The following is a 19,431-nucleotide window of genomic DNA, read 5'->3' as shown; positions in this document are numbered from 1 at the left end:
GAGCACCGGATGGCAGAGCAGACCCACGTCCTGTTCGTCGAGGACGACGACGTCATCCGCGAGGCCACACAGCTCGCCCTGGAGCGGGACGGCTTCGCGGTGACCGCCATGCCCGACGGGTTGTCCGGCCTGGAGGCGTTCCGGGCGAACCGCCCCGACATCGCCCTGCTGGACGTGATGGTCCCCGGCCTGGACGGCGTGAGCCTGTGCCGGCGCATCCGGGACGAGTCCACGGTCCCGGTGATCATGCTGTCCGCGCGTGCAGACTCCATCGACGTCGTCCTCGGCCTGGAGGCGGGCGCCGACGACTATGTGACCAAGCCGTTCGACGGCGCCGTCCTCGTCGCCCGTATCCGGGCGGTGCTGCGCCGCTTCGGCCATGCCGGAGGCGGCGACCGCGCGGAGGAGGCGGCCCCCTCCGACACGGACGGGACGCTGGCCTTCGGAGACCTGGAGATCGACACCGAGGGCATGGAGGTGCGCCGTGCCGGGCAGCCGGTGGCGCTGACGCCCACCGAGATGCGCCTGCTTCTGGAGTTCTCCTCGGCGCCGGGGACCGTGCTCTCCCGCGACAAGCTCCTGGAGCGGGTGTGGGAGTACGGCTGGGGCGGGGACACCCGCGTCGTCGACGTCCATGTGCAGCGGCTGCGCACCAAGATCGGCCAGGACCGCATCGAGACGGTTCGCGGCTTCGGCTACAAGCTCAAGGCCTGAGCGGGGCGGGCGGCGACATGCGGGGGTACTTCCGGCGTCCGGTCCCGGCGCGTGTGCAGCGCGCGGGCATCCGCACGGGCCTGAGATGGAAGCTCAGCGCGGCCATCGCGCTGGTCGGCGCGCTGGTGACGATCGTGCTCAGCCTGGTCGTGCACAACGCCGCGCGGGTGTCGATGCTGGACAACGCGCGTGACCTCGCGGACGAACGCATGCAGACCGCCCAGCGCAACTACGAGCTGTCCGGCCGGCCCAACTTCCCGAACATCAAGATGGACGACCCGCGGCTGCCGCAGGAGCTGCACCAGAAGGTCGAGGACGGCCGCCGGGCCACCTTCGTCTCCGACCGCAGGGGCGGCGGCCCGGACATCTGGGCGGCCGTGCCGGTCAAGGACGGTCACGTGCTGTCGCTCCACACCGGGATCACCGACCGCAGCACCGACATCCTCAAGGACCTCGACCGGGCCCTGGTCATCGGGTCCATCGCGGTCGTCGTCGGGGGCAGCGCTCTGGGCGTCCTGATCGGGGGGCAGCTCTCGCGCCGGCTGAGCAAGGCCGCTGCCGCCGCCAACCAGGTCGCCAACGGCGAGACGGACGTGCGGGTGCGCGACGCCATCGGCGGGGTCGTGCGGGACGAGACCTACGACCTGGCCAGCGCGGTGGACGCGATGGCCGACGCGCTCCAGCAGCGGCTGGAGGCGGAGCGCCGGGTCACCGCCGACATCGCGCACGAACTCCGCACCCCGGTGACGGGACTGCTGACCGCGGCGGAGTTGCTCCCGCCGGGACGGCCGACGGAGCTGGTCCTGGACCGGGCCAAGGCGATGCGCACCCTCGTCGAGGACGTGCTGGAGGTGGCCCGGCTCGACGGCGCCTCGGAGCGGGCGGAACTTCAGGACATCATGCTGGGCGAGTTCGTCACACGGCGGGTGGCGGCGAAGGACCCGGCCGTCGAGGTGCGGGTGGTGCACGAGTCGGAGGTCACCACCGACCCGCGCCGGCTGGAGCGCGTGCTGTTCAACCTGCTGGCCAACGCCGCCCGGCACGGCGAGCCGCCCATCGAGGTCACCGTCGAGGGGCGTGTCGTCCGGGTCCGCGACCACGGGCCCGGTTTCCCGGAGGAGTTGCTCGCCGAGGGGCCGAGCCGCTTCCGCACCGGCAGCAGCGACCGAGCGGGACACGGACACGGGCTCGGCCTGACCATCGCCGCCGGCCAGGCCCGGGTGCTGGGAGCCCGTCTGACGTTCCGCAACATCCGGCCCGCGGGCACGCCCCCGCACATACCGGCAGAGGGCGCGGTCGCCGTCCTGTGGCTGCCCGAACACGCCCCCACCAACACCGGCAGCTACCCGATGCTGCCGTAGGCACACGGGGCCGACGGCGGATCAGGACCTCCGGACGACGGGCGTGCGGGGCCCGCGAACTGCGGTGGCGCGGGCCCGCGGACGGTGCCGTGCGGGGCGCGCCGCGGACGGGTGGAGGAGCGTCGCGTGGCAGCCGGAGATCGAGGAGGCGCCGCGGCCGACGTGCTGGACCCGGCAGGCGGTCGGGCTGGGGCCCGTGTGGGCCTCGAAGCGGGCCGAGAAGATGCCGCGGCTGCTGAAGCCGACCAGGTGGCAGATCTCCGTCACGGTGAGGTTGGGCGGCGCGCAGCAGTTGCTCGGCACGCTCGCTGCGGCGGTGCGTCAGGTACCGGCCGGGAGTGAGGCCGCAGACCTGTCCGAAGGCCCGGACGAAGTGGTAGCGCGAGTGCCCGGCGTGCGCGGCCACCGCGTCCAGGTTCAGCTCCGGGTCGGCCCGGTCGCGGTCCATCGCGTCCTGGGACAGCCGCAGCTGCCGCATCGTGTCCATCCGTCGATGGTGGCACTGGGCGCTGACACCGCCGGGCCGACACGGGAAGCCGCGCCATGCCGTGCTCCCGGGCACCGGCACGTCCGGGTTCTGACGCCACCCGGGCCGGCACCCGGCGCTCGGTCCGCTCGGCGGACGCCCGCGCGCCCCGCACCTCACCGGTGTCGTGGCGGACGCCCCGGGCGAGCGGGCGCGGGCAGGGCGAAGGCCCCCGGGCGATGATCGCTGGAACTCAAGCGCTCTCCGCCCGGGGGCCTTCGGCACAGCGACTCGATACCTCGGCCGCTCTGTGACTCAGTGGCTCAGCGGCACCCTGTCGGCGGGTGCGACGCCGTGACGGCGAAAGTGGCCGCGCGGCTCACACCGCCTCGACGACCGGCGCCTGCGCGCCGGCAGCATCCTGGCCGGCCTCGTCCTCGACCGGTCCCGCACCCTTGAGCGGGACCTCCTTCACGAACAGCGAGGAGACCAGGACGATCACGGCGACCGCCGCACCCAGCAGGAACGCGCTGTGCGTTCCGGAGGACACCGCGTGCTGGTAGGCCTCCCGTGCCGCGGCCGGCAGCTTGGCGAGGCTGGCCGCGTCCAGCTGCGCGGAATGCTCGGTGATCTTCGATCCGAGCGCGCCGGCCCGCGCGGACATGACGTCCTGGACCCGGTGGTTGAACAGCGCGCCCATGATCGCGACGCCGAAGGAGGAGCCGAGCGTGCGGAACAGGGTGGTGGAGGAGGACGCGACGCCCATGTCCTTCATGCTCACGCTGTTCTGCGCCACCAGCATGGTGATCTGCATCAGGCACCCCATGCCCGCGCCGAGGACGGCCATGTAGAGGCCCGAGGTGAAGCGGGTCGTCTCGGTGTCCATCGTCGACAGCAGGTACAGGCCGACGACCATCAGCACACCGCCGACGATCGGGAAGACCTTGTAGCGTCCGGTGTTGGTGGTGACCCGCCCGGCGACCATCGAGGTCACGAGCATCGCGCCGAGCATCGGCAGGAGCAGCAGTCCGGAGTTGGTCGCGGACGCTCCCTGCACGGCCTGCTGGTACAGCGGCAGGAAGAGTGTGGCACCGAACATCGCGAAGCCGGTGATGAAGCCGATGACGGACATCAGCGTGAAGTTGCCGCTGCGGAAGATGTGCAGCGGCACGACCGGCTCGGCGGCCTTGGTCTGCCAGAACACGAACCCGATCAGCGCGGCGACGCCGATGCCGATGAGTTCCATGATCCGCGCGGACGTCCAGGCGTACTCGGTGCCGCCCCAGGTGGTCACCAGCACGATGGAGGTGATGCCGACGGTGAGCAGACCCGCCCCGAGATAGTCGATGCGCGCCCGCGACAGCTTCTTCGGCAGATGCAGTACGACGCTGATCAGGCCGAGCGCCACGACGCCGAGCGGCAGGTTGATGTAGAAGGCCCAGCGCCAGCCCCAGTGGTCGGTGATGGTGCCGCCGACCAGCGGGCCGCCGATCATCGCCAGCGCCATGACGCCGGCCATCATGCCCTGGTACTTGCCGCGCTCGCGGGGTGGCACCAGGTCGCCGATGATCGCCATGACACCGACCATCAGACCGCCGGCGCCCAGGCCCTGGATCGCGCGGAAACCGATCAGCTGCCCCATGTCCTGGGCCATCCCGCTGAGCGCGGAGCCGATCAGGAAGATCACGATCGACGTCATGAACGAGCCCTTGCGGCCGTACATGTCGCCGAGCTTGCCCCAGATGGGGGTGGAGGCGGCGGTGGCCAAGGTGTACGCGGTCACGACCCAGGAGAGGTGTTCGAGGCCGCCGAGCTCGCCCACGATCGTCGGCATCGCGGTGCCCACGATCATGTTGTCGAGCATCGCGAGCATCATGGTGATCATCAGGGCGAGCAGCACGACCCGTACGCTCCGGGGCTTCCTGCCCGCGTCCGGACCGGTCTGCGGTACGTCCGAATCCACCGGTTGCGCGCCCGGCGCCGGTTGTTGCGTGTCCGCCATCATTCCCACTCCCCCGGAAGTGCTACTTACTTGCCGCCCGGCTAGTTGTCTACACTGGAAGGTAGGCGCGCTCCTAGCCGGGCGTCAAGTAAGTTTCCCGAGGCTGTGCGGCAGTAGAAAGATGGGCGGCATCATGGACGGCACCCACCAGCAGCGACGCCGCGGGGACACCCGCCAGCGCATCCAGGACGTGGCCCTCGAACTCTTCGCCGAGCAGGGCTACGAGAAGACCTCGCTGCGTGAGATCGCCGAGCACCTCGACGTCACCAAGGCCGCTCTGTACTACCACTTCAAGACGAAGGAAGAGATCCTCGTCAGCATCTTCGAGGACCTCTCCCAGCCGATCGAGGACCTCATCGAGTGGGGCGGACGGCAGCCGCACACCCTCGCCACGAAGCAGGAGATCGTGCGCCGCTACAGCGGGGCCCTGGCCGGAGCCGCCCCGTTGTTCCGCTTCATGCAGGAGAACCAGGCGACCATCAGGGAGTTGCGCATCGGCGAGATGTTCAAGGACCGCACGCTGCGCCTGCGCGACATCCTCATCGACCCGGATGCCGAACTGGTCGACCAGGTCCGATGCATCAGCGCCCTGTTCACGCTGCACGCCGGCATGTTCGTCATGCAGGACGTGGAGGGCGACCCCGAGGCGAAGCGCAAGGCCGTCCTGGAGGTCGCCACGGACCTGGTGACCCAGGCGCACCAGGGCGCCTGAGACGACGGAGCGTCAGACGGTCACGCCCTTGCTGCGCAGGAAGGCGACGGGGTTGATGGCCGAGCCGTAGTTCGGCGTCTTGCGGATCTCGAAGTGCAGGTGCGGGCCACTGGAGTTGCCGGTGTTGCCGGACAGCGCGATGTGCTGGCCGGTGGCGACGACCTGACCGACCTTCACGTCGATGCGCGACAGGTGCGCGTACTGCGAGTAGGTGCCGTTGCCGTGCTTGATCACGATGGCGTTGCCGTAGGCGGGACCGTCGCCGGCACCGTTGCCGCCGGCCTTGACCACGGTGCCGCCGTGCGCGGCGACGACGTTGGTGCCGCTCGGCACGGCGAAGTCCTGGCCGGAGTGGCGGTGCGACCACATGCCGCCGGCCTGGTTGAAGCTCGCCGACAGCCGGTAGTGCTTCACCGGGTCGACCCAGGACGCCTTCTTGGCGGCGGCCTTCTTCGCCTCGGCGGCCTTCTTCGCGGCGGCCGCCTTGGCGGCGGCGGCCTCCTTGGCGGCCTTGGCCTGGGCTGCGGCCTGGGCCTCGACGGCCGTGGCGGCGCTGGTGGCGGACGTTGCGTCGGCGGCGACCGCAACCCCGGAGCCCAGCACGACCGAGGCTCCTAGCCCGGCGGCCAGGACGGCGGCGCGGGTGCGGAGCGGGGACGTACGGGACGTGCGGGACGTGACGCGCTTGAACATCGAAACCTCAGGAGGACGGGGACAGAGAAACGCCACCCGACGCGACAGGTGTCCGCCGGATGGGCTCGTCCTTGGTAACCCCGACCCCCACACAGTCCCAAACGTGTGATCTACGACGGAAGCTAGTACATCAGCTCAAAACTTCCGACTCCTTGACAGACCAGCCACTTGGGGCAAATCACCACAAGACTTGAAAAACAGCCAGCTGATTCGGGGCTCGATGTCCCTTTGGTCAGGATTGGAGGCAATCGAAGATCTCACTATTCCGCGTAGTAACGGACAAATCGCCTGTGCGGCATGTCACCGGACACCGAGATCAATGAGTTCCTCAATGTGGCGCAGGCCTCTAGCCACTTACTGTCCGGTAACCCTACGGTTCCTCTCGCGCCACCCTCACCACCGATCATGCACTCATCAACGGCAACGTACGGACGTGAGAGGACCCCCCACATGACCCACCGACGCACCTGGTGGCAGCGAGCATCCTTGGTCGCCGCCTCCGCGACCGCCCTCGTGGCGGTCACCGCCCCGGCAGAGGCGGCGCCCCCCTCCGGCGCCCCCGCGGCCGTCACCGCCGTCCAGACCTCGGCCTCGGACAAGGTCGACTACGACACCTGGCAGCAGGACTGCCGGGCCGTCATGGACGAGGCGCTGCCGTACCTGCGGCAGCGGATCGCGCAGAGCCGGCCGGGCGAGAAGCAGGCGATCGTCTTCGACGTCGACAACACCACCCTGGAGACCGACTTCGGCTTCACCTTCCCGCAGCCGGCCAACAAGCCGGTCCGCGAGGTGGCCCGGTACGCCCAGGAGCACGGCGTCGCCCTCTTCTTCGTCACCGCCCGCCCCGGCATCATCTACCTGCCGACCGAGTACAACCTCGAACACGACGGCTACCGGGTCTCCGGCCTGTACGTCCGCGGTCTGTTCGACCTCTTCAAGAGCGTCTCCGCCTACAAGACCGCGCAGCGCACCGCCATCGAGTCCCGGGGCTACACGATCATCGCCAACATCGGCAACAGCGCCACCGACCTGTCCGGCGGCCACGCCGAGCGGACGTTCAAGCTGCCGGACTACGACGGCCAGCTGTCCTGACGGCTGCGCGGCCCGGACGCCGCTCGGCGCCCACTGCGGCCCGCTGCCGGGCCGTCGGCAGCGGGCCGCCCGGAACACGCCGAAGGGGGCCGGTGCTCGAAAGCACCGGCCCCCTCGGGGCTGACCACGACGCTCAGGCGTCCTTGCTCAGGTTCGGCCCGGCACCGCCGGCCGCCTGCTCGATCGGCGGGACGTCGGGCAGCGCCGACTTCTCCTCACCGCGGAAGGTGAAGGTCGCCTCGTCGCCCTCGCCCTCGGTGTCCACGACCACGATGTGACCGGGGCGCAGCTCGCCGAAGAGGATCTTCTCCGAGAGCGTGTCCTCGATCTCGCGCTGGATCGTGCGGCGCAGCGGCCGGGCGCCCAGCACGGGGTCGTAGCCCTTCTTGGAGAGCAGCTCCTTGGCGGACTGGGAGAGCTCGATGCCCATGTCCCGGTCCTTCAGCCGCTCGTCCACCTTGCTGATCATCAGGTCGACGATCCGGAGGATGTCGTTCGGGGTCAGCTGCGGGAAGACGACGACGTCGTCGACACGGTTGAGGAACTCGGGCCGGAAGTGCTGCTTGAGCTCGTCCGAGACCTTGTTCTTCATGCGCTCGTAGTTGCTCTTCGTGTCGCCCTGGGCGGCGAAGCCCAGGTTGAAGCCCTTGGAGATGTCCCGGGTGCCGAGGTTGGTCGTCATGATGATGACCGTGTTCTTGAAGTCCACGACCCGGCCCTGGGAGTCGGTCAGGCGACCGTCCTCCAGGATCTGCAGCAGCGAGTTGAAGATGTCCGGGTGAGCCTTCTCGACCTCGTCGAAGAGCACGACGGAGAACGGCTTGCGGCGGACCTTCTCGGTCAGCTGACCGCCCTCCTCGTAGCCCACGTAGCCGGGGGGCGAACCGAAGAGACGCGAGACCGTGTGCTTCTCGCTGAACTCCGACATGTCGAGGGAGATCAGCGCGTCCTCGTCACCGAAGAGGAACTCGGCGAGCGCCTTGGACAGCTCGGTCTTACCGACACCGGACGGACCGGCGAAGATGAACGAGCCACCCGGACGCTTCGGGTCCTTCAGACCGGCACGCGTGCGGCGGATCGCCTTCGACAGCGCCTTGACGGCGTCGTTCTGGCCGATGACCCGCTTGTGCAGCTCCTCCTCCATGCGGAGCAGGCGGCTGGACTCCTCCTCGGTCAGCTTGAAGACCGGGATGCCGGTGGCGGTGGCGAGGACCTCGGCGATCAGCTCGCCGTCGACCTCGGCGACGACGTCCATGTCGCCGGCCTTCCACTCCTTCTCCCGCTTGGCCTTGGCGGCCAGGAGCTGCTTCTCCTTGTCGCGCAGGGAAGCGGCCTTCTCGAAGTCCTGCGAGTCGATCGCCGACTCCTTGTCCCGGCGGACACCGGCGATCTTCTCGTCGAACTCGCGCAGGTCCGGCGGCGCGGTCATCCGGCGGATGCGCATCCTCGAACCGGCCTCGTCGATCAGGTCGATCGCCTTGTCCGGCAGGAAGCGGTCCGAGATGTACCGGTCGGCCAGGGTCGCGGCCTGGACCAGCGCCTCGTCGGTGATGGAGACGCGGTGGTGCGCCTCGTACCGGTCGCGCAGGCCCTTGAGGATCTCGATCGTGTGCGGCAGGGACGGCTCGGCGACCTGGATCGGCTGGAAGCGGCGCTCCAGGGCCGCGTCCTTCTCCAGGTGCTTGCGGTACTCGTCCAGCGTGGTCGCACCGATGGTCTGCAGCTCACCGCGGGCCAGCATCGGCTTCAGGATCGAAGCGGCGTCGATGGCGCCTTCGGCGGCACCGGCACCGACCAGCGTGTGCAGCTCGTCGATGAACAGGATGATGTCGCCGCGGGTGCGGATCTCCTTGAGCACCTTCTTCAGGCGCTCCTCGAAGTCACCGCGGTAGCGGGAGCCGGCGACCAGGGCACCGAGGTCGAGGGTGTAGAGGTGCTTGTCCTTGAGGGTCTCGGGCACCTCGCCCTTGACGATGGCCTGGGCGAGGCCCTCGACGACGGCGGTCTTGCCGACGCCGGGCTCACCGATCAGGACCGGGTTGTTCTTGGTGCGGCGGGACAGCACCTGCATGACCCGCTCGATCTCCTTCTCGCGCCCGATGACCGGGTCGAGCTTGGATTCGCGAGCGGCCTGGGTGAGGTTCCGGCCGAACTGGTCGAGGACCAGGGACGTGGAGGGCGTGCCCTCGGCAGGACCGCCGGCGGTGGCGGCCTCCTTGCCCTGGTAGCCGGAGAGCAGCTGGATGACCTGCTGCCGCACCCGGTTGAGGTCTGCGCCCAGCTTGACGAGGACCTGGGCGGCGACACCCTCGCCCTCGCGGATCAGGCCGAGCAGGATGTGCTCCGTGCCGATGTAGTTGTGGCCCAGCTGAAGGGCCTCGCGGAGCGACAGCTCCAGGACCTTCTTGGCACGGGGGGTGAAGGGGATGTGGCCGGAGGGCGCCTGCTGGCCCTGGCCGATGATCTCCTCCACCTGCTGGCGGACCGCCTCGAGCGAAATCCCGAGGCTCTCAAGGGCCTTGGCGGCGACACCCTCACCCTCGTGGATCAGGCCCAGGAGGATGTGCTCGGTGCCGATGTAGTTGTGGTTGAGCATCCGGGCTTCTTCCTGAGCCAGGACGACAACCCGCCGCGCGCGGTCGGTGAACCTCTCGAACATCGTTAATCGCTCCTCAGAGCGGTCAGGCAGTGGGGGGAACTTCCCCTCCCTGTCCTTCCGCAGCTTAGTCCCGCAAGCGGGGACCGCTCATTCCAACTGCCGACACCGTCGATGGCCTCCTGACCCCGAACGCCGACATCTCCTCCAACCCGATGGTGCGAGACGATGTTCCCGCAGGCCAGGCAGATACCCCAGTCGCCAGTACGCCGATGGCGAACGTGAGACGGCCTGCCCTGCGTGTCGCCCCCTCCCACTAGGGATGTCTTACCCGCAGCCACCGACGGTCCATGCCGCGTGCACCGGTCCCCTCCGCTATGGGCGAACAACCTTGCGCCTCCCGGCACCCCGGCCCGCCCGCTCGAACAGCACGCTCGGCGCACAGCGGAACACCCAGCGTAACCCGAACGGCCTTCCGGCGGTTGCACGTGGCATGGCTGGCGCAGCACCTCCATGGCCCACGGTCCCTCCTCCCCGCCGACCGCCCGGGGCGAACACCCGGGTGCGGCGCTGGTACGAGAACGAACTGGGGTGGCCGACGGTGCCCGGGGAGCCGCTGAGGCTGCCGCTGGGCGTGCGCTTCGACGTACTGGACGTTCCGGCGCAGGCGGGCCGTGCCGCGCTGCAGCGTGTGCCCGCGGGCTGTCCGGTTGCCCTGAGGGGCGACCGGATGGCCCTGCTCGTGGCCGCGGGCAGCGCGGAGGAGCTGCCGGGCCTGCTGGAGTGGCTGGAGTGGGGTGGCCTGCCGCTGGACCTGAGGGCCCTCGGCACGGGCGCGAAGATGGACGCGCCGCCGCCACCCGCCGGACTCACCAGGCCCTCCGGGATCCCCGAGCCCTCCCGGCGCTCCTGGCCCCGGCCGGCCTCCGGGCCGTCGCACACCGCGCACCGCGGCCCCGGCAGGGGCCCGGACACGCAGGACAGGCGCAACGGACAGGACGGACACGACACCGAACCGAGCGCGGCACATGCGGCACCGGGATCACGGGGCACGGCGTCGGCACGCACCGCGGCGTGGGACGCGGCGGAGGCATACGGCCCCCGCTCCGTGGCGCCTGCACCTCCGGACCCCGGGCCGGCGCCTGCACCTCCGGACCCCGGGCCGGCGTCCGGCTCCCCCGAACCGGAATCGCTGACCCTGAGTCGCTCGGACACGGTGCAGCCGACCACCGTGTGGCTGCGGCCCCCCGTGCCGGGACGCGAGGTCGAGGCCTCGCTCCCGTCGTTGACCGCCCTGGGGAGCACCGGCGGCACCCCGGATCTGGTACGGCTCGTGGACACGGTGGCCACGCACTGCCACCGGATCCGGCTGAGGCGTACCTGTGCTCAGCCGTTGGCCTTCTCGTAGGCCTCGCGGATGGACGCCGGGACACGGCCGCGGTCGTTGACCTCGAAACCGTTCTCCTTCGCCCAGGCGCGGATCGCAGCCGTGTCCTGGTTGCCGCCGGAAGCGGCACGCGCCTTTCCACGCCCGCCAGAGGCGCGGCCTCCGGTACGGCGACCGCCCTTCAGATAGGGCTCGAGAAGGCCGCGCAGCTTGTCCGCATTGTCGGTCGTGAGGTCGATCTCGTACGTCTTGCCGTCCAGCGCGAACGTCACGGTCTCGTCCGCCTCGCCGCCGTCGAGGTCGTCGACAAGAAGGACCTGAACCTTCTGTGCCACCGGATTTCCTTTCATCGATAACGTGAGGGCATGGGGCCCCGCGGCGTCCCGCCGTTTCGCCGCCCCTTGTTATATGCAGTACTGCAGTACGTCGGAAAGCAAACCGCTTTTGCTGGAAAAACACAAACCCCCGGCGGAGACCGGCTGCCTCCTCCGGACCGGAAAGGTGCGCGTTTCGGACATAGGGAACCGGGGCAGGCGCAGCCGAGCGGAATAGGCGGCAGATCCCTCTGTCAGATGCCGGCGCCCGTTGACGATCACAGATGCAGAAGCATCCGGCTGTTGCCCAAGGTGTTGGGTTTCACTCGTTCGAGGCCGAGGAACTCCGCGACGCCCTCGTCATAGGAACGCATCAGCTCTGCGTAGACATCGGTGTCGACCGGCGTCTCGCCGATCTCCACGAAGCCGTGCTTGCCGAAGAAGTCGACTTCGAAGGTCAGACAGAAAACGCGGCGAACACCGAGCCAGCGGGCGGTCTGCAGCAACTTCTCCAGCACCCGATGACCGACGCCGGCGCCCTTCAGGCCGGGCTTCACCGCGAGAGTGCGGACTTCGGCCAGGTCTTCCCACATCACGTGCAGGGCGCCACAGCCGACGACCTCGGCGTTGTCGTCCCGTTCCGCGACCCAGAACTCCTGGATGTCCTCGTAAAGCGTCACCGTCGCTTTGTCGAGCAGGATGCCGCCGCGGACGTACGCGTCCAGGAGCCGGCGGACGGCGGGAACATCGCTGGTGCGGGCCCGCCGGACCGTGATGGCTTTAGTCGTGGCCTCGCGACTCTCGGCGGAGGGACTCTCTGCTGACATGAGCGGACGCTATCGCCCGCCACCCCCGGATGCCGAGCCGGGGTTCTCCGCACCGGCTTCCCCGCCGGGTGCGGGTTCCGAGGATGTTTCGCCGTCACCGACGATGCGCAGTGCATCACGCAGGGCCTGGCGCTGTTCGTCGCTCATCATGCCGAAGAAGGCGACGAGCGCGGCGGCGGGGTTGTCGCTCTGCGCCCAGGCGTCGTTCATGAGCGCCGCCGCGTAGGCGGCCCTGGTGGAGACCGCCTCATATCGATAGGCCCGGCCTTCCGCCTCACGGCGGACCCAGCCCTTCTGATGGAGATTGTCCAAAACGGTCATCACCGTGGTGTAGGCGATCGACCGTTCCTGCTGGAGGTCTTCCAGGACTTCTCGAACGGTGACAGGGCGGTTCCACTTCCACACCCGTGTCATGACCGCGTCTTCGAGTTCTCCCAATGGGCGAGGCACAACTCAGCACCATAGTGGGAGATGTCGGCCCTGGCGTGCCGGACGTGCACGTTCAGGCCCGAACGGGGGCGAAAGGGGCGTACGACTCCACGGGTACGCACGCGGGCGGACACCGTACGCCGGTCGAGGGGCCGCCGGCGAGGCGGCCCCTGAGGTCGGCACGCCCTGCGGCGCGCCGGCCTCAGGCGTCGGTGCCGGGGGAGGTCCGGCGGGCGCCCTCGGCGCGGGCCAGCACGGCGTCGACCGCCGCGTCCTCCTTGGCCTTGTTGGACCCGCCCTGGGTCTTCACGATCACCCGGATCACGCCGACGAAGAACACGGCCATGACGAGCGGGGGCACGAGCGCGGAGACGTAGTCCATGGCTCAAGAGTAGCCACGCGGGGTGGGGGGTTTCGGGCGGGGTGGGGCGAATCAGCCTGCCGCGAGCTGCTGGGGCGGGTGCTCCGGCGGCGGCGTCGGCTTGCGGCGGGGAAAGACCTCGCCCGGCGTCGGAACGGGCTTGCGGGCGGGTCCCGGCTCCGGCTTCGGCGCCGCGGGGCGGGGGCCGGGCCCGGCGGGCTTCTCGGAGGGCTTCCGCTGCGGCTCACCGTTCCCGGCGGGCTTTCCGGCCGTTTCCCCCACGGCGGCGGGCAGGTCCGCGGCGAGGCCGCCCGGAAGGGCCAGCAGGCGCGCGCGTGAGGGGGGAACGGCGGGAACGTCGGGGAGGGCGCCGGGACGGGCCGTTCCGCGCGCCAGGCGCGTGCGTACGTCCTGTTCGGCGAGGGCCTGGCAGCGCTCCAGCAGGACCGCCGCCGCCGGGTTTCCACGCAGCGCGCGCAGCGCGGCGAGGTCGTCCGCGACCGGCCGGTACCCGGCACCCAGCGCTTCCTCCAGGAGCGTGAGGTAGCCGGCGGCGGTTCCGGGCAGGGCGGCACGGTAGCGGCCGAGGTCGGCCACGAGAAAGGCGCGCAGCCTGACCCCCTCCCGCGTCGCCTCGTCCAGCGACTCGGCGAGCCGGAGGCAGTCCTGCACGTCCTCGGCTGAGGCGGTACCGGGATGGAGGGCGAGGGCGAGGGCGCGGCGGAGCACACGCAGCTCCTCCACACCGAACGCCATGCCGCCGCGGGATCCGTATGGCGTGGGCATGCAGCCGACGATACGCGCTAATCGGACAAACCCGACACATGGTGCGGGTGTGACGCGCGGGCGTGGCGCCGCGAGCCACCCGCCTGGAGGTCCCGACCACAGACGGTCACCACCCCGTCCCGGCGCACGCGCGGTCGGCGCGTGCACCGGGACGGGCGGGGGCTCACATGCGGGACACGTTCCGCTCGTAGACCAGGCGGAGGCCGATCAGCGTCAGCCACGGCTCGTGCTCGTCGATCACCGCGGACTCTCCCAGCACCATCGGGGCGAGGCCGCCGGTGGCGATCACCGTCACGTCCGCGGGGTCGTCGGCGAGCTCGCGCGCCATCCGGCTGACGACGCCGTCGACCTGCCCGGCGAACCCGTAGACGATGCCGGCCTGCATCGCCTCGACGGTGTTCTTGCCGATCACACTGCGCGGCCGGGCCACCTCGATCTTCCGCAGCTGGGCGCCCTTGACGCCCAGTGCCTCGACGGAGATCTCGATGCCGGGCGCGATGACACCGCCGACGTACTCCCCGCGCGCGCTGACAGCGTCGAACGTCGTCGCCGTGCCGAAGTCGACGACGATCGCCGGCCCGCCGTACAGGTCGACGGCCGCGACGGCGTTGATGATGCGGTCGGCGCCGACCTCCTTGGGGTTGTCGGTCAGGATCGGCACGCCCGTCTTCACGCCCGGCTCCACGAGGACGGCCGGCACGTCGCCGTAGTAGCGGCGCGTCACCTCGCGCAGTTCGTGCAGCACCGACGGCACGGTCGCGCAGATCGCGATGCCGTCGATGCCGTCACCCAGCTCGTCGCCGAGCAGGGGATGCATGCCCATCAGGCCCTGGAGCAGTACGGCCAGCTCGTCGGCGGTGCGGCGCGCGTCCGTGGAGATGCGCCAGTGCTCGACGATGTCCTCACCGTCGAAGAGGCCCAGAACGGTGTGCGTGTTCCCGACGTCGATCGTGAGGAGCATGGCTGTTACTCCGCCCCGCGCAGGTCCAGGCCGATGTCGAGGATCGGCGACGAGTGGGTCAGAGCGCCTACGGCGAGGAAGTCGACGCCCGTGTCGGCGTAGGCGCGCGCCGTCCGGAGCGTCAGCCGGCCCGACGCCTCCAGCAGCGCCCGCCCGCCCACCAGCCCGACGGCCTCCTCGCACTCGCCGGGCGTGAAGTTGTCCAGCAGGATCAGGTCCGCGCCGGCGTCGACGACCTCGCGCAGCTGGTGCAGGGTGTCGACCTCGACCTCGATCGGCACCTCCGGGAAGGCCTCCCGTACCGCCTCGAAGGCCCGGGCGACGCCGCCCGCGGCGACCACGTGGTTGTCCTTCACCAGAGCCGCGTCGGACAGCGACATGCGGTGGTTGACGCCTCCGCCGCAGCGCACCGCGAACTTCTCCAGGGAGCGCAGCCCCGGGGTCGTCTTGCGGGTGTCACGCACGCGCGCCTTGGTGCCCTCCAGGGCGTCCGCCCATGCGCGCGTGGCGGTCGCGATGCCCGACAGGCGGCAGAGGATGTTCAGGGCGCTGCGCTCGGCGGTGAGCAGGTCGCGGGTGCGCGAGGTGACCGACAGCAGCTTCTGCCCGGCCTCCACCCGGTCGCCGTCCTCGACGTGCCGCTCGACCTCGAACTCGTCGGTGCACACCACGGACAGGACCGCCTCGGCGACCCTCAGACCGGCCGCGACGCCCGCCTCCCGGGCGACGAAGTCGGCGGTGGCGACCGCGTCCTCGGGGATGGTCGCGACGGTCGTCACGTCCACGCCGTGGTCGAGGTCCTCCTGGACGGCCACGTTGGCGATGTCCTCGACCTCGACGGGGTCGAGTCCGGCGTCGGCCAGGAGCTGCGCGAGCGCGGGGTCGAGCCCGCACTCCAGGTATGCCTCGTCGGTGCCGTCGCCGCAGCCGCAGCCGTCGCCGCAGCCGCCGCTCTGGACGAGGGGAAGGTCGTTGCTCACTTCTGTCACTGCTCCTGGGGACGCTGGGTCGGGGGGAAGTCGGCGGAGTCCGTGGAGTGCACGGCCAGGGTGCGGTCCGGGTTCAGCCGTACGACGATGTGGCGGCGCCAGCGGGCGTCGTCGCGGTCCGGCAGGTCCTCGCGCCAGTGGCAGCCGCGGGTCTCCTCGCGCGCGCTCGCCGCGGCGACCAGGGCACGGGCCACGCACAGGAGGTTGGTGGCCTCCCAGGTGTCCACTCCCGGCTCGGCGGTCTTGCCGTTCTCCTCCAGCGCGTCGCGGGCCTCGGTGTGCAGTCGCTGGAGCCGGTCGGCGGCCTGCCGGAGCGACTCGGCGGAGCGCAGCACGCCCGCGCCGTCGGTCATGGTCCGCTGGATGGCGAACCGCGCCTCCGGCGCCAGCAGCGGGTGCGCGGGGCGCTCCGGGTGGGGGACCGGCTGCGGCACACCCGCGCGCAGGCCGTTCCCGGCGTGCGCCCCCGTGATGTCGTCGGCGATGCGCTCGGCGTAGACCAGGCCCTCCAGGAGGGAGTTGGAGGCGAGCCGGTTCGCGCCGTGCACACCGGTGCACGCGACCTCGCCGCACGCGTACAGGCCGGGCACGGTCGTACGGCCGTGGGAGTCGGTGCGCACGCCGCCGGAGGCGTAGTGGGCGGCCGGGGCGATCGGGATCGGCTCGTGGACGGGGTCGATGCCGTGGGCGCGGCAGGCGGCGAGGATCGTCGGGAAGCGGTGCTCCCACATCTCCGCGCCGAAGTGGCGGGCGTCGAGGAACATGTGCTCGGCGTCCTGCTGCCGCATGCGGCGCAGGATGCCCTTGGCGACGACGTCCCGGGGGGCCAGCTCGGCCAGTTCGTGCTGCCCGACCATGAACCGCACGCCGTCGGCGTCGACCAGGTGGGCGCCCTCGCCGCGTACCGCCTCGGAGACCAGCGGCTGCTGACCCTCGACGTCCGGTCCCAGGAAGAGCACCGTCGGGTGGAACTGCACGAATTCGAGGTCGGAGACCTCCGCGCCCGCACGCAGGGCGAGCGCCACGCCGTCACCGGTCGACACGGACGGGTTCGTGGTCGCGGAGAACACCTGCCCCATGCCGCCGGTGGCGAGAACCACCGCGGGCGCGTGCACGGCGCCCACGCCGTCGTGCTGGCCCTCGCCCATCACGTGCAGGGTGACGCCGGCCGTGCGGCCGTCGGCGTCGGTGAGCAGGTCCAGCACGAGCGCGTTCTCGATCGTGCGCAGCCCCGCCCGCCGCCGCCCGCCCTCCGGGCCCGGGAGCGTGCCGCGCTCGTCCGTCCCGGCCGCGTGCACGGCCTCGACGAGCGCTCGGGACACCTCCGCGCCGGTCGCGTCGCCGCCCGCGTGGGCGATGCGGCGGCGGTGATGGCCGCCCTCACGGGTCAGGTCCAGGCCTCCGGCCGAGGACTCGTCGAAGCGGGCGCCGGTCGCGATCAGCCGCCGTACGGCGTCGGGGCCCTCGGTGACCAGGATGCGCACCGCGTCGGCGTCGCACAGGCCCACGCCCGCCACCAGCGTGTCGTCGAGGTGCTGCTCGGGGGTGTCGCCCTCGCCCAGCGCGGCGGCGATGCCGCCCTGGGCCCAGCGCGTGGAGCCGTCGTCGAGGCGGGCCTTGGTGACCACGACGGTGTTCAGCCCGGCCGCCTCGCAGCGCAGGGCCGCGGTGAGACCGGCCACGCCGGATCCGACGACCACGACGTCGGCGTCGATGGACCACCCGGGCGCGGGCGCGTGCAGTCGTATGCCTGTGCTGGTCACGAGGCGGCTCCGAAGGTGAGGGGGAGGTTGTCGATCAGCCGGGTCGTCCCGACCCGGGCGGCGACGGCGAGGACGGCCTCGCCGGTGAAGTCGTCCCCGATCTCGGTGAAGTCGGACGGGTCGACGAGCGCGAGGTAGTCCAGTTCGAGCGGGGGGTTCAGGCGCGCGGCGTCGTCGAGGACCGTGCGGGCCGCGGCGCGCACGGCCGCCGGTCCGCCCGGGGACGCCTTCGCCACGGCGTGCGCGTCGGCGGCGGCGCGGGACTCGCCGAGGGCGCTGAGGGCCTCGGCACGCGCGTGCGTGGCGGGCACCTCACGCGCGCGTGCCCGCAGCGCCTCCTGCGCCGCGTGCCGGTCGCGGCCCGCGAAGAGCGCGCCGGACAACGCGAGCGCGGTGCGGCGCTCCTGCGCGGACAGGTAGCGGTTGCGGCTGGACAGGGCCAGGCCGTCGTCCTCCCGCACGGTGGGGACGCCGACGATCTCCATGCCGAAGTCGAGGTCCCGCACCATGCGGCGGATCAGCGCCAGCTGCTGCGCGTCCTTCTGTCCGAAGAGGGCCACGTCGGGACGGGTCAGGTGGAGCAGCTTGGCGACGACGGTGAGCATGCCGTCGAAGTGGCCCGGCCGGGAGGCCCCCTCCAGGCACTCGCCCATGGGGCCCGCGCTGATGCGGACCTGCGGCTCACCGCCGGGGTAGACCTCCTCGGCGGAGGGCGCGAAGACGGCGTCGGCACCCGCCTGCTCGGCGACCTTCAGGTCGGCCTCCAGGGTGCGCGGGTAGCGGTCGAGGTCCTCGCCCTCGCCGAACTGCAGCGGGTTGACGAAGACCGTGACCACGACCTCGCCGTCCGGGCCGGCGATCTCCCGCGCTGAGCGGACGAGCGTGGCGTGCCCCTCGTGCAGGGCGCCCATGGTCATCACGACGGCGCGGCGGCCCGCACGCGTGCGTGCGTGGAGTTCGCCGGCAGTGCGCAACAGGGTGGTGGTCATCGGGCATCCCCTTCGGAGCCGTCGGTGCCATCGGTCCCGTCGATGCCGTCGGCGCCGCTACGGCGGTCGGCCAGGACGCCCAGCAGGTCCTCGGCGAGTTCCGGCTTCAGCAGGCCGTGGGCGAGGGCCCGGTCGGCGGTGGCCCGCGCCATCGCCAGATATCCGGCGACGGTCTGCGGCGAGTGGGTGCGCAGCTGCTCGACATGGGCCGCGACCGTGCCGGCGTCACCGCGCGCGACCGGCCCGGTCAGTGCGGCGTCGCCGGAGCGCAGGGCATTGTCGAGGGCGGCACCGAGCAGGGGGCCGAGCATCCGGTCGGGCGCCTCCACACCGGCCGCGCGCAGCAGCTCCATCGCCTGGGCGACCAGTGTGACCAGGTGGTTCGCGCCGAGTGCGAGGGCCGCGTGGTAGAGCGGGCGCATCTGCTCGGCGATCCATTCCGGTTCGCCGCCCATCTCGATGACGAGGGCCTCGGCGGCCAGCCGCAGCTCCTCGGGGGCGGTGACGCCGAACGAGCAGCCGGCCAGCCGCTGCACGTCGACGGGTGTGCCGGTGAAGGTCATCGCCGGGTGCAGGGCCAGCGGCAGCGCGCCCGCACGCAGGGCCGGGTCGAGGACCCTGGTGCCGTACCGCCCGGAGGTGTGCACGAGCAACTGGCCCGGGCGTACGGCCCCCGTCTCGGCCAGGCCGGTGACCAGGCCGGGCAGGGCGTCGTCCGGGACGGTCAGCAGGACCAGGTCGGCGCGCTCCAGGACCTCGGCGGGCGAGACGAGGGGCACGTGCGGAAGCATCAGCTCGGCACGCCGCCGGGAGGCGTCGGAGACGCCCGAGACGGCGACCGGGCGGTGCCCGGCGAGTTGGAGGGAGGCGGCGAGTGCGGGGCCGACTCGGCCGGCGCCGACGACGCCGACGGTGAGCCGCGCGGGGCGCCCCTGGGGATCTGGCTGCTGGCTTGTACTCACGCGACGGAAGCCTTCCCGTTCCAGTCC

General features: G+C 71.3%; 18 protein-coding genes and 1 pseudogene. 5 read left to right on the top strand and 14 right to left on the bottom strand.

Going from position 1 to position 19,431, the window contains the following annotated elements; translation table 11 throughout:
- The first annotated feature begins 9 nt into the window (after nt 1-9).
- Both cseB and cseC read left to right on the top strand, forming a co-directional pair.
- Nucleotides 10-714 carry a two-component system response regulator CseB gene (cseB, locus tag JS756_RS29155; protein WP_205386234.1) on the top strand — a complete coding sequence of 235 codons (705 nt, stop codon included), beginning with the start codon at nt 10-12 and terminating at the stop codon, nt 712-714.
- 17 nt (nt 715-731) lie between these two features.
- Nucleotides 732-2,075 (top strand): two-component system sensor histidine kinase CseC, encoded by a 1,344-nt coding sequence (gene cseC, locus JS756_RS29150; RefSeq protein WP_205386233.1) that lies wholly within the window; start codon nt 732-734, stop codon nt 2,073-2,075.
- Between the two features lie 21 nt (nt 2,076-2,096).
- Here the strand turns inward: cseC and JS756_RS29145 are convergent.
- Nucleotides 2,097-2,553, bottom strand: a pseudogene (locus tag JS756_RS29145) (helix-turn-helix transcriptional regulator).
- Between the two features lie 367 nt (nt 2,554-2,920).
- Entirely contained in the window at nt 2,921-4,543 is a 1,623-nt protein-coding gene (locus JS756_RS29140) for an MDR family MFS transporter (protein WP_205386263.1), read from the bottom strand.
- A 133-nt stretch (nt 4,544-4,676) separates the two neighbouring features.
- Between JS756_RS29140 and JS756_RS29135 the strand changes: the two genes are divergently transcribed.
- Nucleotides 4,677-5,255 carry a TetR/AcrR family transcriptional regulator gene (locus tag JS756_RS29135; RefSeq protein ID WP_205386232.1) on the top strand — a complete coding sequence of 193 codons (579 nt, stop codon included), beginning with the start codon at nt 4,677-4,679 and terminating at the stop codon, nt 5,253-5,255.
- 12 nt (nt 5,256-5,267) lie between these two features.
- On the opposite strand, the gene JS756_RS29130 is transcribed toward JS756_RS29135, so the two are convergent.
- Complete coding sequence (locus JS756_RS29130) at nt 5,268-5,948, bottom strand: M23 family metallopeptidase (protein ID WP_205386231.1); 681 nt, start codon at nt 5,946-5,948, stop codon at nt 5,268-5,270.
- A 450-nt stretch (nt 5,949-6,398) separates the two neighbouring features.
- Here JS756_RS29130 and JS756_RS29125 point away from each other — a divergent pair, with 450 nt between their 5' ends.
- Nucleotides 6,399-7,040, top strand: coding sequence for an HAD family acid phosphatase (locus JS756_RS29125; RefSeq protein ID WP_205386230.1), 642 nt, complete (start codon nt 6,399-6,401; stop codon nt 7,038-7,040).
- A 133-nt stretch (nt 7,041-7,173) separates the two neighbouring features.
- Here the strand turns inward: JS756_RS29125 and JS756_RS29120 are convergent, their stop codons facing one another.
- Nucleotides 7,174-9,699 carry an ATP-dependent Clp protease ATP-binding subunit gene (locus JS756_RS29120; protein WP_205386229.1) on the bottom strand — a complete coding sequence of 842 codons (2,526 nt, stop codon included), beginning with the start codon at nt 9,697-9,699 and terminating at the stop codon, nt 7,174-7,176.
- Nucleotides 9,700-10,129: 430 nt separating this feature from the next.
- On the opposite strand from JS756_RS29120, the gene JS756_RS38590 reads away from it, so the two are divergent.
- Complete coding sequence (locus tag JS756_RS38590; RefSeq protein ID WP_205386228.1) at nt 10,130-11,044, top strand: SCO3374 family protein; 915 nt, start codon at nt 10,130-10,132, stop codon at nt 11,042-11,044.
- Here the strand turns inward: JS756_RS38590 and JS756_RS29110 are convergent.
- The 10 genes from JS756_RS29110 to JS756_RS29065 form a co-directional block, all read right to left on the bottom strand.
- Nucleotides 11,023-11,358 (bottom strand): histone-like nucleoid-structuring protein Lsr2, encoded by a 336-nt coding sequence (locus JS756_RS29110; RefSeq protein ID WP_205386227.1) that lies wholly within the window; start codon nt 11,356-11,358, stop codon nt 11,023-11,025. The genes JS756_RS38590 and JS756_RS29110 overlap by 22 nt on opposite strands.
- A 257-nt stretch (nt 11,359-11,615) precedes the next feature.
- Complete coding sequence (locus tag JS756_RS29105) at nt 11,616-12,164, bottom strand: amino-acid N-acetyltransferase (RefSeq protein WP_205386226.1); 549 nt, start codon at nt 12,162-12,164, stop codon at nt 11,616-11,618.
- 9 nt (nt 12,165-12,173) lie between these two features.
- A complete protein-coding gene (locus tag JS756_RS29100; protein ID WP_240204541.1) occupies nt 12,174-12,578 on the bottom strand; it encodes a BlaI/MecI/CopY family transcriptional regulator in 405 nt (134 codons plus the stop codon).
- Nucleotides 12,579-12,795: 217 nt separating this feature from the next.
- Nucleotides 12,796-12,975, bottom strand: a complete 180-nt coding sequence (locus tag JS756_RS29095) for a hypothetical protein (RefSeq protein WP_205386224.1) — start codon at nt 12,973-12,975, stop codon at nt 12,796-12,798.
- A gap of 51 nt (nt 12,976-13,026) precedes the next feature.
- A complete protein-coding gene (locus JS756_RS29090) occupies nt 13,027-13,710 on the bottom strand; it encodes a hypothetical protein (RefSeq protein WP_205386262.1) in 684 nt (227 codons plus the stop codon).
- 193 nt (nt 13,711-13,903) lie between these two features.
- Nucleotides 13,904-14,701 carry a type III pantothenate kinase gene (locus JS756_RS29085; RefSeq protein WP_205386223.1) on the bottom strand — a complete coding sequence of 266 codons (798 nt, stop codon included), beginning with the start codon at nt 14,699-14,701 and terminating at the stop codon, nt 13,904-13,906.
- Between the two features lie 5 nt (nt 14,702-14,706).
- On the bottom strand, nt 14,707-15,690 hold the full coding sequence (gene nadC / locus JS756_RS29080) for a carboxylating nicotinate-nucleotide diphosphorylase (protein ID WP_205386222.1): 984 nt from the start codon (nt 15,688-15,690) through the stop codon (nt 14,707-14,709).
- Nucleotides 15,687-17,453: an L-aspartate oxidase gene (locus tag JS756_RS29075; RefSeq protein ID WP_205386221.1), complete on the bottom strand. Its 1,767-nt coding sequence runs from the start codon at nt 17,451-17,453 to the stop codon at nt 15,687-15,689. The genes nadC and JS756_RS29075 overlap by 4 nt, the downstream gene beginning before the upstream one ends.
- Complete coding sequence (gene panC, locus JS756_RS29070; RefSeq protein WP_205386220.1) at nt 17,450-18,442, bottom strand: pantoate--beta-alanine ligase; 993 nt, start codon at nt 18,440-18,442, stop codon at nt 17,450-17,452. Before panC ends, JS756_RS29075 begins: the two co-directional genes overlap by 4 nt.
- Nucleotides 18,439-19,404, bottom strand: coding sequence for a Rossmann-like and DUF2520 domain-containing protein (locus tag JS756_RS29065; RefSeq protein WP_205386219.1), 966 nt, complete (start codon nt 19,402-19,404; stop codon nt 18,439-18,441). The genes panC and JS756_RS29065 overlap by 4 nt, the downstream gene beginning before the upstream one ends.
- Nucleotides 19,405-19,431: the final 27 nt, after the last annotated feature.

This window comes from Streptomyces actuosus (assembly GCF_016921115.1).
Classification (GTDB): domain Bacteria; phylum Actinomycetota; class Actinomycetes; order Streptomycetales; family Streptomycetaceae; genus Streptomyces; species Streptomyces actuosus_A.
This window is presented reverse-complemented; position numbering and strand designations above follow the sequence as displayed.